This is a genomic window from Desulfuromusa kysingii (assembly GCF_900107645.1).
Taxonomy (GTDB): domain Bacteria; phylum Desulfobacterota; class Desulfuromonadia; order Desulfuromonadales; family Geopsychrobacteraceae; genus Desulfuromusa; species Desulfuromusa kysingii.
In genome coordinates, this window is sequence record NZ_FNQN01000006.1 from 108150 (window position 1) to 120625 (window position 12476).

The 12476-nt window shown below is 45.7% G+C and carries 9 protein-coding genes; 5 read left to right on the top strand and 4 right to left on the bottom strand.

The window, feature by feature from the left end; genetic code table 11:
• Positions 1–3 precede the first annotated feature (3 nt).
• Positions 4–3069: a molybdopterin dinucleotide binding domain-containing protein gene (locus BLU87_RS10805; protein ID WP_092348090.1), complete on the top strand. Its 3066-nt coding sequence runs from the start codon at positions 4–6 to the stop codon at positions 3067–3069.
• Positions 3069–3641, top strand: a complete 573-nt coding sequence (locus BLU87_RS10810) for a TorD/DmsD family molecular chaperone (protein ID WP_092348093.1) — start codon at positions 3069–3071, stop codon at positions 3639–3641. The genes BLU87_RS10805 and BLU87_RS10810 overlap by 1 nt, the downstream gene beginning before the upstream one ends.
• A gap of 219 nt (positions 3642–3860) precedes the next feature.
• Here the strand turns inward: BLU87_RS10810 and BLU87_RS10815 are convergent, their stop codons facing one another.
• Positions 3861–4643 carry a 4Fe-4S binding protein gene (locus tag BLU87_RS10815; protein ID WP_092348096.1) on the bottom strand — a complete coding sequence of 261 codons (783 nt, stop codon included), beginning with the start codon at positions 4641–4643 and terminating at the stop codon, positions 3861–3863.
• Positions 4644–4918: 275 nt separating this feature from the next.
• Between BLU87_RS10815 and BLU87_RS10820 the strand changes: the two genes are divergently transcribed.
• The 3 genes from BLU87_RS10820 to BLU87_RS10830 all read left to right on the top strand — a co-directional run bounded on the left by BLU87_RS10820 (position 4919) and on the right by BLU87_RS10830 (position 7533).
• Positions 4919–5365 (top strand): hypothetical protein, encoded by a 447-nt coding sequence (locus tag BLU87_RS10820; protein ID WP_092348099.1) that lies wholly within the window; start codon positions 4919–4921, stop codon positions 5363–5365.
• A gap of 124 nt (positions 5366–5489) precedes the next feature.
• Positions 5490–6170 (top strand): winged helix-turn-helix domain-containing protein, encoded by a 681-nt coding sequence (locus BLU87_RS10825; protein WP_092348102.1) that lies wholly within the window; start codon positions 5490–5492, stop codon positions 6168–6170.
• A complete protein-coding gene (locus tag BLU87_RS10830; protein ID WP_217637497.1) occupies positions 6157–7533 on the top strand; it encodes a sensor histidine kinase in 1377 nt (458 codons plus the stop codon). The genes BLU87_RS10825 and BLU87_RS10830 overlap by 14 nt, the downstream gene beginning before the upstream one ends.
• Before the next feature lie 169 nt (positions 7534–7702).
• Here the strand turns inward: BLU87_RS10830 and BLU87_RS10835 are convergent, their stop codons facing one another.
• From BLU87_RS10835 to BLU87_RS10845, 3 genes are all read right to left on the bottom strand, one after another.
• Complete coding sequence (locus BLU87_RS10835; RefSeq protein ID WP_092348108.1) at positions 7703–8524, bottom strand: mechanosensitive ion channel family protein; 822 nt, start codon at positions 8522–8524, stop codon at positions 7703–7705.
• Positions 8525–8636: 112 nt separating this feature from the next.
• Complete coding sequence (gene thrC / locus BLU87_RS10840) at positions 8637–10025, bottom strand: threonine synthase (RefSeq protein WP_092348110.1); 1389 nt, start codon at positions 10023–10025, stop codon at positions 8637–8639.
• A gap of 163 nt (positions 10026–10188) precedes the next feature.
• Entirely contained in the window at positions 10189–12447 is a 2259-nt protein-coding gene (locus BLU87_RS10845; protein WP_092348112.1) for an NADP-dependent malic enzyme, read from the bottom strand.
• Between the last annotated feature and the right edge of the window lie 29 nt (positions 12448–12476).

The window sequence follows — 12476 nt, forward strand, 5'->3', positions numbered from 1 at the left end:
TCGATGAAGATTAAACGTCGTAATTTTGTTAAGGGTCTTGGTGCTGTTGGTGCCTTGGGTGTATTCGCTGCAGGGAGTGCCTCCACTCTCAAAGCTGTCTCTAAGGGGTGGTGGGCTGGAGAAAAACCAGTTGATTTACTCGCTGGCAATGCTCTCCCTCCTGAGTGTTCTGTTGATCCTGAGACCGGAGAAGTTATTGCCAACCCTGATCAATATGTCGCTAATGGTCTCTGTACCGCTTGCACCAGCCTCTGTGGTATCCGGGCACGGGTCGATCGGAAGACAAATCAGGTCCTGCGAGTCAGTGGTAACCCATACCATCCGTTATCGACCGCACCAGCATTGGACTACGATGTCCGCATCAGTGATAGTTTCAAGGCGATGAGTGGATTCAAAGGGCAGGGTCTGGAGCAACGCTCTGTGGCTTGTAGCCGTGGTAATGCTGCACTGGATATGCTCGCAGACCCCAAACGGGTGCTCACACCTCTCAAAAGGGTCGGATCGCGAGGTGCTGGACAATGGGAGCCAATCAGTTACGAACAATTGCTCAATGAAGTTGTTGAAGGAGGTAATCTGTTCGGAGAAGGACAGGTCGACGGATTGCGCGCTATCCGTGATACCAAAACACCGATTGATCCAAATGCTCCAGAATTGGGACCTCGCTCCAATCAACTGGCGATGATCAACGGATTTAAAAATGGACGGCTCAGTTTTGCTAAACGTTTTGGCGTATTGAGCTTTGGTTCGAAGAATTTTACTGGGCATCGGGGTAACTGTGGTCTCACTATGCGTGGTGGTTACGCTGCGTTGCTGGGAGACTGGAAGAAATACCCGCACCTTAAGCCCGATTATAGCAATTGTGAGTATTACCTCTCTATCGGTACAGCACCGGGGAATGCTGGCAATCCGTTTAAACGACAGGCAATGCTGTTAGCTGAGGCTCGAAGCACTGGAAAGATGAAGTACGTTATTGTTGATCCCGTACAGTCTAATTCTAACAGTCTGGCGTCTGGAACCCGTTCTGAATGGTTGCCGATCACCCCTGGAACCGACGGTGCGCTGGTCATGGGGATGATCCGTTGGATCATTGAAAATGGACGCTATAATGAACAATTTCTCAGCCAACCTAATGCTGCTGCAGCAAAACAGGCGGGTGAACTCAGTTGGTCAAATGCAACCCATCTGGTGGTCACTGATAGCTCTTCACCGTTAGATGGGACGATTCTCAGGGCTGATGCTCTTGGCATTGGTAGCGCTGAAAGTATGGTTGTCATTGATCAGGCCAGTGGCCAACCGGTAGCCCAAGATCGAGCCAATGGCCCGGCACGTCTGTTTTATGCCGAAACTATCAAAGTGAAAGATCAGCAAATCGCGGTCAAAACGGCGCTGCAAGTTTTGTTTGATGAGGCGCGCAAGCAGACCCTGGCAGAATATAGTGAAGCCTGTGGTGTCCCCGTTAAGACCATCGTACGCCTAGCACAGGAATTCACCTCTTATGGACGTCGGGCGGTGGCAGACACTCATGGTGGCACGATGCAATCCAACGGATTTTATACCGCCTATTCCATCGTTATGTTGAATGCCCTGGTTGGTAACCTCAACTGGAAGGGTGGCATGAGTAGTGGAGGAGGGCGTTATGCCGATGTTAAGCCTGGTCCCCGTTACAATATGGTTAAATTCCCGGGCAAGGTGGGAGGCAAGGGGGTGACCATCTCCAGACAGGATTTCCCTTATGAAAAAACCTCCGAATATAAACGTAAGAAGAAAACTGGCAACCCTTATCCGGCAGATGGTCCATGGTTTCCACTGGCGGCAGGATTACAGCCGGAATTTGTGCTTGGTGGGTTAAATAGCTACCCATATCCTCTTAAGGCGGTGATGTTTTGGAACACGAATCCGGTTTACGGTCAGTCTGGGTTGTCCAACCAACTGGATAAGTTGCGCGACCCGAAACGGATTCCCTTGTTGATCTGTATCGACTCCTTTGTTTCAGAGACTGCGGCTGAATGTGACTATATCGTGCCAGATACCTCTCTCTATGAATATTTTGCTTCAACTACCCCCTGGAGTGGGACGCTGACAAAGATCAGTACTGTCGGTTGGCCCGCGGTAGACGCTCCTCAACAAACCACACCAGCTGGAGATCCGATCAGCATGGAGAGCTTCCTGATTGATGTTGCCAAGCGGATGGATCTGCCTGGGTTTGGTGATAAAGCCATCCCTGACGCCGATGGTAAATTATGGCCGTTGAATCGACCACAAGACTGGTATTTACGCCTTTTTGCTAATATTGCCTTTGATGGCAAACCAGTTCCAGATGCTAATGATGAGGATATGAATCTGACCGGTCTTGACCGCTTTGCTCCACGACTTGCAGAAGTTCTTAAGCCCGAAGAACAACGTAAGGTGGCCTATGTTATGTCGCATGGTGGACGTTTTGAAAGTGAAAAGGAGAGTTATCAGGCGGATGGTTTGACACATAAATATAAGGCGCCGATGCAAATTTATAACGAAACTCTTGCGCATCATCGTAACAGCATGACAGGTGAGCGGTTTCATGGCACCGCACGCTGGATTCCACCGGTCTTTCTCAATGGAGACAAACTAAGTGATACCTATCCTGCTGCTAAATGGCCCTTCAAATTGGTTTCGTCAAAGAGTCAATTTATGAATTCCGGGACTATCTCCGCTAAGCGTTTGCGTGATTTGAAGCCGAGCAATGAATTGGCCATGCATGCTGATGATGCCCGTCGTTTGGGAGTCAAGAGCGGTGATCGTCTCCGCCTTGTCACTGCCAGTGGCGAGGCTGTCGGGGTTGTCTCCGTTCGCGATGGTATTATGCCGGGTGTCATTGGCATCGAGCACGGCTTTGGGCATTGGCGTTTCGGCGCCGATGCCATGAGCTTTGGTCAACAAAAACTTACACCTGATTCAGCTTATAGTGCCGGGGTGGCTATTAATCGCCTCGGGTTAACCGATTCTAGCCGTCCTGGGGTTTCAACCCTTGCGGACTTTGTTCTTGGCGCCAATGCCCGCAATGGATTACCGGCCCGCGTGGAGAAGGTCTGATGTCTAACCATGCGCTACAGGAAGCCGCAGCCGTCTCTGAACTCGCTGCGGCGATTTACCTGAAAGCGCCTTCAGCCGAATTGATTAATGAGCTTAAAAGCGTTTTTACCGATCCAGAAGAATTCAGTGAAGAACCCCTCAATTTGTTGTTAGAGGAGTATCACGAACTGTTTTTTAACCCGGTATCTACCCATTTTATCTGTCCCTTTGAATCGTTTGCACGTGAGCAACGTTATTGGGGAGAGGCAGCGATAGATGTCAGAGAGTATTACCGACAGGCTGAGTTTGATCCACAATCACTTCGCAGCGAAGTCTATTGGAAAAATCAACGCATGCCTGATCAGATCGGCTTTGAGATGGCTTTTTTCAGTGCTTTGCTCAAGAGTGCAGAAGCGCAGGCTGATGCAGCGGATGAGTTGCTTAAAACGGCGCGTATGTTCCATACTGAACATATTAACAGCTGGATGGGAGAATATGGAGCTCGTCTCCAACGTGAAGCCCGAACGTCTCTTTACCGGCTGTTGGGCACTTTAACCTGTGAAGTTGCAGAGATCTCTTTGGAGGAGGGCTGAAGTGATTATTTGCCCTGAATTATTTCTGATACGATAATCTTCTTTGTGTCTGCAGCATATAAACTGAACTGCACTTGTCGTGAATGTCGGCAGAGTGCAGTTCAGTTTTGTTTTTTGTTCAGAAGATCCTGAAATAAATAAGAACTAATAAATAGATAGTTAAAATCTATTACTCAATAAAATAGTTTAATTATTAGGCAAGTAGGATAGCTATATTCACTAGATGAAAATCTTGGGAGTCTTAGGGACAGCACAATTATTGACCAGCAACTCTGTCCGTTCCTGGATGACAGGATGGTTAAAAGCTCTGGCATTAAATCCACAGTTTTTGATACAGGAACAACACATGATGCAGTGTGCCGCATCTGTCTTGACAGAGTCTGAAACAGTAATCACTTCAACAGGACAGACTTCCGCACATTTTCCACAAAGTGTACAGTTTTCCTCATTGGTCTCCGGTGCCAGGCCACCAAACTTGACCCTCTCTTTGTAGGGAACATTTCCTTCGATCTCCGGGGTATTAAAGTCGCGATTTTTTAACTTTTTGGCAACCTGCTGTCCAAAGGTGAGTGCAAGTTTCAAATCATCGGCATTTGGTCTGCCGGCCGCAATAGGATTCTCTGGCGTAGAATACGAGTGCTCGCCGATGAAAGCCCCTGCGGCAATGACACTGAACCCCTGGGTGGTTGCGACATCCCGCAACTCTACGAGAGCGTCTTCAAATTCACGATTTCCATAGAGTGCCACGATAATTGTAGGAACGTTGTCAGATTTGAAGTTGGCTATTCTGTGCAAACAGTCTGCAGGAACACGGCCTGCATAGACAGGAACTCCGATGATGGCAATTCCGGAAGATATTTGTAAGGGCGAATTTGCAGAATTGTGGGTTAAGTTATGATGGTGGATTTGTGTTGGGGCAATCCCTGTAACAATGGCTTCTAAGGTTCGTCTTGTCGTCCCCGTTGGTGAAAAATAGATGAGATGTGCAGTGTTTATGGCCATATAGAATCTTTCGTGTGGTTAAGCGATAGGTTTATTTTTAGGCAATTTATAACAAATCGAGTCTAAGGGTAAACATCTTTATCACATTCGCAATGATCTGAACACTTAAACGTTTCACTTCCTCTGATCTCGTCCTGATGATGGCAACAGACAGAGGACGATGATTGACCTTACCAATTTGTAATGTTGTGGTAAGCCCTTGTTCATGGAGGGCGTGTATAATTCACACCAAAAAGAAAGGTGCAAAGACGTGCACAATCATAAAGGAGAAAACCATGAAAAAATTGCTACAAGTCCTGTTCTCTATTTTCTTTGCAACGACGATCTCTCTCCCCGCAGAGGCATTGGCGACTCCAACCGAGGAAATTGACGATACTGTCGGTGAACAAACTGCGACCAAGGCTTCAGAGCCTGAGAACTACTACCTCCGGTTTATTATGGGCAACTTTGGAACACAATTTTTGACAGAAGATTCGACCCCAAACGCAGAATCTCCAATGCTCTTTGTGAGTGATTCGATGGGGAAAATTGTCAAAAATGCTCACGTGGTCGCAACGATAATAGCTCCTGACGGCAGGCAAATGATGGGCATCGCTCAACCATTTAGAAGCGGATATTTACTCCCCACTCATCATTTGATGCCGGGGCGATATCGGGTTGAAGCAGAGGTTGTGACCAATGGATGGTTGTTAACTGACGAATTCAGCTTTATGAAGAGTTGAACCTGCTCTGTTCAGATTGTTTCTCTCCTTGTCGGGGATTAAATTGCATCCGGTCTGATTAATATTTAGAATGAACTTGAGTTATCCAATTATGCCGATGATGATTATCGATAGGGGCTGTAAAATGAGAGTCTTGCTGATCGAAGACGATGCTGATACTGCGGCGTATCTGACTAAAGGTTTAGGCGAATGTGGTCATGGTGTGAATCACGCGGATGATGGCAACAATGGTCTGTTTATGGCTCTTGATCAGCCGTATGATGTTCTTGTTGTTGACCGGATGTTGCCGGGTTTGGATGGCTTGGGGATTGTCCGTGCTGTCCGCGCTGCAGGGAACAGCACTCCGGTGCTTATTCTTAGTGCCCTTGGTGATGTTGATGCTCGCGTTGAAGGGCTTCGTGCTGGGGGCGACGATTATTTGACCAAGCCGTTTGCTTTCTCTGAGTTACTCGCCAGACTAGAGGTTCTTATTCGGAGAAATACAACAGCCAACGATCAGCTGACCAAGCTCAAGGTTGGTGATCTGGAGATGGATCTCCTTTCCAGGAGAGTGAAACGGAATGGGGTCGAGGTCGATTTACAGCCGCGAGAGTTTCGCTTGTTGGAGTTTCTTATGCGCTACAGTGGTCAGGTCGTCACGCGTACGATGTTACTGGAAAGTGTCTGGGACTATAATTTTGATCCTCAGACGAACGTCATCGATGTTCATATCAGTCGATTACGTAGTAAAATTGACAAACATTTCGATAATCCTCTACTGCACACGATCCGTGGTGCAGGGTATGTCCTCCGTGAAGATCATTAAACTCTTTAAAAGTTCAACTTTTCGGCTGGCCCTGATTTATATGACCTTGTTTGGTCTGTCAGTGTTGCTTCTGCTTGGTTTTATTTATTGGTCTACAGCGGGCTATATGGTGCGCCAGACGGAAGCCACGATTGATGCTGAAATTACTGGTTTGGCTGAGCGCTATGACCTTTCAGGCTTTTCGGGTCTGAAAGAGGTGATCAATGAACGCCTGTCGCGGCAGGGGATGAATACGTCCATCTACCTTCTCACGGACAATCAGTTTAAACCCCTTTTGGGTAACATCGGGACTTGGCCTGTGGAGCAACCATCTGAACAGGGATGGTTGTCCTTTCAACTTGATTCAACGCTTGTCCCTTCGGATCACCGACATAAAGCTTTGGTCAGAGTATTTCCTTTGCGGGATGATTTTCATCTTTTGGTTGGACGAGATATCCATGCATTGGTGGAGATCCAGGTGCTGATACGTGAAGCCCTCTTCTGGGGGTTGATGATGACCGTGGTGCTCGCATTGGTTGGGGGCTTTATGATGAGCAGGACGATGGTTCACAAAATCGAAGTTATCAATGACACCTGTCACCGCATCATGGCTGGAGATCTGACCCATCGTATCCCGAGTTCAGGAGGGGATGATGATTTTGATAAGTTGGTTGCTACTCTTAATCGAATGCTGGACCAGATAGAAATATTGATGCAAGGGGTGAAACAGGTGACCAATAACATTGCCCATGATCTGCGAACACCGTTGAGCCGATTACGGCGACGTCTTGATATGCTCCGCGAAAATGATCATGGTGATAATTGCGATGATGAATTGATTGAGCAAGCTATCGGTGAAGCCGATGGTCTGCTGGCAACCTTTAAAGCGTTATTGCGTATAAGTGAAGTCGAATCTGGAAGTCGGTTGGTTGGTTTTCAAGCAGTTGACGTTGCCGAATTGTTGCACGATCTGATTGAGTTTTATGATCCTTTGAGTGAAGAAAAGGGGCAGAGTATCGTCCTTGAAACACAATCGATAAAACCTTTTCAGGGTGATCGGGATCTGCTCTTTCAGGCCTTCGCTAATGTTTTGGATAATGCCATCAAATATACTCCAGCAGGAGGCAAGATCCAAATTAAAGCAGATGATAATTCTCAGCAGTTACAGGTTTCAATTTGCGATACAGGAATCGGAATTCCTCCGTCTGATCGTGAAAAAGTGTTCAATCGTTTTTATCGACGTGAAACAAGCCGATCTTCACCGGGAAATGGTCTCGGATTGAGTTTGGTCGAGGCCATTGTGAACTTACATCAAGGTCAAATTATCCTGTCTGGCAACTCTCCAGGACTTACGGTTAAAATTTTGTTTCAACGAACCTCCTGATGGGTAAATAATCATTTCAGAGTGAAACAGCTTCTGTCTCTTGTCTTGCCCCGAAGACTTTGGTGGCGGATATAGACAGACAAAAAAAGCTATCCCCACCGGAAGGTGAGGACAGCTCTCGTGAATTAAAGCTTTGGAAATCCAAAAATTTTACTGAGTAAATTGAAAATTAAGCCGCGACTTCGTCTTTAACAACATGCAGGTCATGTTGTGGATACGGGATAGAAATTCCTTCAGCATCAAAGCGTATTTTAATCTCTTCTTGAATCTCAAATAGAACAGACCAGTAGTCAGCACTTTTGACCCAGGGGCGAACAACAAAATTAACACTGCTGTCAGCAAGCTCTGATACGCCGATTGTTGGAGCTGGATCTTTCAAAATTCGCTCATCACTGCTGAGGATATCTTCAAGAACCGCGCGGACTTTTTTCAGATCATCATTGTAGCTGACACCAATGACCATATCCACACGCCTGGTTTCTTTGGCAGAATAATTGGTTATTGTCGTGCCGACGATTTGTCCGTTGGGAACTGTAATTTCCTTGTTGTCGCCCGTTCTCATTTTCGTGCTGAAGATTTGAATTTCTTCTACAATACCGGAAACTCCGCCAGCTTCGACAAAATCCCCTACTTTAAAGGGACGAAACAGTATCAGCATAAATCCAGAAGCAAAGTTGCCCAGCGTTCCCTGCAACGAAAGTCCAATTGCTAAGCCGGCTGCAGCAATAATAGCTGCAAAAGATGTTGTCTCTATTCCCAGTTTACCCAATGCTGCTAAAATGACAAAGACCATCAAAGCGACATAAATAACCGTCTTGGTAAACTTCACCAAAGTTTCATCAACTTTACTTTTCTGCATCATTTTTACGACGATATTTGTAATGATGCGTGCTGCAATTCGACCTACAATAAAAACAATAATAGCCCAAACAAGTGGTAAACCGTAACTCTGTACCAAGTCTATCAACTTGTCTGTAGATATTGCCTCCATACAAACCTCCTGATTTCTAATTTTGTTTGAAATTCTTCGACATGAAGATTTCAGCGCTTAATGAGAAATTTTAACATGGATTTGTTAAATTGCAACATAAAAAGATGACTAATCAAGTCGCATTTTCCTTTATGTAATCTTTAACTTGATTCTTTTCAGCAGGGATAGTCGTCAATCTTTTCTCGCAAGTGGTGAGTTTCGACAATGCTTCAGGAAGAATTGGATCCTGTCCTGTAGCTTTTTTAACAGTATCACCAAATTTAGCAGGATGTGCTGTTGCTAAACAGACCAATGGAGTCTGTGGATTGCTCTCTTTTCGACCAACAGCGACACCAACTGCCGTATGTGGATCAAGAATATATCCGTTTTCTAGGTAGAAGGATTTGATGGTTGCCAGAGTTTCCTCGTCATTAATTGATGAGGTTGAAAAATCGTTTTTGAGGCGCTGTTTTTGGTCGGCGGTGAAATCCAGGCGCCCATTCTGTTTGAAGCTGGCCATCATCTGCATCACACTCTGTGCATTGCAGTCAAGGAGGTAGTACAAGTAGCGTTCAAAGTTACTAGCGACTTGTATGTCCATAGAGGGGGAGAGTGAATGATGGACTTCTGCCATTGAATAGTCCCCGGACTTTATACAGCGGCTGAGAATATTGTTAGCGTTGGTGGCTAATATCAATTGGTTAATGGGCACCCCCATCTGCTTGGCGATATAACCGGCAAAGATATCACCAAAATTACCGGTGGGAACGGAGACATCAATTTGTTCAGCTCCCGTTTCCTGAGACACTTGATACCAGGCGTAGAAGTAGTAAACCACCTGAGCCAGAACTCGCGCCCAGTTGATGGAGTTGACTGCCCCTAAAGAGAACTGCTTCTTGAATTGCAAATCACCAAATATCTCTTTAACTATAGATTGAGCATCATCAAAAGTCCCTTCAACGGCTAAATTAAAGACGTTTTCATCTGTGACCGTGGTCATTTGTAATTCTTGAATCGGTGAGACATGACCTTTAGGGTGCAAGATAAAAATATTAATATTTTTCTTGCCCCTGACCCCGTAGATGGCCGCACTTCCTGTGTCGCCACTGGTTGCTCCAATGATATTCATCTTCTGAGAATTTTTAGTTAAAAGATATTCAAATAGATTACCGAGAAATTGCAGAGCTATATCTTTAAAGGCGAAAGTTGGCCCATGGAATAACTCCAGAATATAGAGATCATCCTGCTTGATGACTGGAGTAATTTGAGCATGATCAAAGTTTGCGTAGGAACGGTCAATAATTTCTTTCAGCTCTGCTGCGGGGATGTCGGTTGCAAACTTGGATATAATTTTAAAGGCCAGATCAGGGTAGGGGAGTTGATCCATTGATTGTAATTCTTGCTTTGATAGCTGAGGAATTGCTTCTGGCAGGAGTAAACCGCCGTCATCAGCCAGTCCCATCATAACGGCATCGCTAAAGCTTAATCCTTGAACTTGTCCACGTGTGCTGCAATATTTCATAACCGTTCTCTTTCTTACTAAAGATTATCGTTAATCGATTTATTACACTGAGCCGTCATACTATCAATAAATATGCTTGAGTGAAAGTTGTGGATTAAAAAAAAGGCAGGGAATTCCGTTTGGAACTCCCTGCCTGATAGTACCTTAAGTTGTTTTCTGGTGCTTATCGTTTATTTCCTTGAGCATCAACGACGGCAACAGCGGCCATGTTGATAACATCAGCAACATCATCACCTCTTTGCAGGACATGAACCGGTTTTTTGGTGCCCATCAAAATTGGGCCAACCGCTTCGGCGCCACCGAGTTTGCTAAGGAGTTTGTAGCTGATATTTCCTGATTGCAAGTCGGGGAAAATAAAAACGTTCGCATCGCCCTTAAGCATTGAGAAGGGATATTGATTCGCCATTAATTCAGGATCAAGGGCGACATTAGCCTGAATTTCACCATCGATAATTAAGTCGGGTGCTTGCTCTTTTACAAGAGCTGTGGCCTTCTTGACTTTTGCAGCAAAGGGATGACTGGTGCTGCCGAAGTTGGAGAAAGAGAGCATCGCAACTTTAGGAACAATATCAAATTTACGGACTTCTTCTGCTGTAAGGATTGCTGTTTCCGCAAGCTCTTCAGCTGTCGGGTCAATAGTCACTGTGGCATCAGCAATAAAGACCACTTTTTTCTTGAAAACCATCATATACATACCATGAACTTTGGACAGCTCTTCATGTTTGCCAATGATTTCCAGCGCGGGTTTAATGGTTTCTGGATAGTGGTGACTAATGCCTGAAAGCATGGTGTCAGCATCACCATTCTGGACCATCATGGCCCCAAAATAATTGTTATTCGACCTCATTCTGCGTTTCGCACCAGTGGGTGTGATCCCTTTGCGTTGGCGGATTTCAAGTAACTTCTCAACATAGATGTCACAATTTACGCATTCCCTTGGATCAAGGATCTGAATATCTCCAAGTTCCAATTTCATCTCCTCAATCCGATCGCGAATCAGTTTCTCATCCCCGAGGAGGATAGGAATAGCAATCTTTTCATTGACAAGGATCTGAGCGGCACGGAGAATTTTATCATCTTCACCTTCAGGGAAGACAATCCGTTTTGGGTTCGCCTTGGCTTTATTAATCAGGGTGCGCATGACTTGTTTAGAACGCCCTTGCAGAGCTTCCAGAGAATCACAATATTTTTGCATGTCTGCAATTGGACGGCGGGCAACACCAGAGTCCATAGCGGCTTGTGCAACAGCTGGCGCAACATGGAGTAATACCCGTGGATCAAACGGTTTCGGAATGATATATTCGCGCCCAAACTCGATGCTTTCACCTGCGTAAGCTCGACGTACAGAATCCGGAACATCCATTTTTGCAAGTTCTGCCAATGCTTTGACTGCAGCGAGTTTCATTTCATCATTTATGGCACTGGCTTGAACATCCAGGGCGCCACGGAAGAGGAAGGGAAAGCAAAGAACATTGTTCACTTGATTTGCATAATCTGAACGACCCGTCCCAATGATGACATCATCACGCACTGCTTTGGCTTCAGGTGGGGTGATTTCTGGATCTGGATTGGCCATAGCAAATACGATTGGATCTTTGGCCATCGTTTTAAGAACTTCAGGGGTTAACGCTCCTTTGGCAGAAACGCCAAAGAAAATATCTGCGCCGACCATAGCTTCAGCAAGGGTTCTTGCGTCCGTATTGGCGGCTAGACGTTCTTTATATTCATTCATGCCCTCTGTTCGACCTTTGTAAATGACCCCTTTGGTATCACAGAGAATAATGTTATCTTTATCAATGCCCATCGTAATAGCTAAATTGGCACAGGCAATGCCGGCGGCACCAGCTCCGTTAACGACCATTTTTATCTTAGTAACATCTTTACCAACAATCTCTATGGCGTTAAGCATGCCTGCTGCGGCAATGATGGCTGTTCCATGTTGATCATCATGAAAAACAGGGATATCCATGATTTTTTTCAGTTCTTCCTCAATATAAAAACATTCTGGCCCTTTTATGTCTTCCAGGTTAATTCCGCCGAAAGTAGGTTCCAACAGTTTTACGGTACGAATAATTTCATCGGAGTCTTTGGTGTCTAGCTCAATGTCAAAAACGTCAACATCGGCGAAAGTCTTGAAGAGAACTCCTTTTCCTTCCATAACTGGTTTGCCCGCAAGAGCACCAATATTACCGAGCCCAAGAACTGCGGTACCATTGGAAACAACACCGACCAAGTTGCCTTTTGCTGTATATTCATAGGCGTCAGCTGGGTTTTTTTCGATATCGAGGCAGGGTTCTGCGACGCCAGGGCTATAAGCGAGGGCTAGATCGTGACTGGTGGCACATGGTTTGGTTGTAATGACTTCAATTTTACCTTTTCGGCCGCTACTGTGGTATTTGAGGGCCTCTTCGCGCATTGACATGTGAGTGTTTCCTCCTGTAAAGAAGTAGT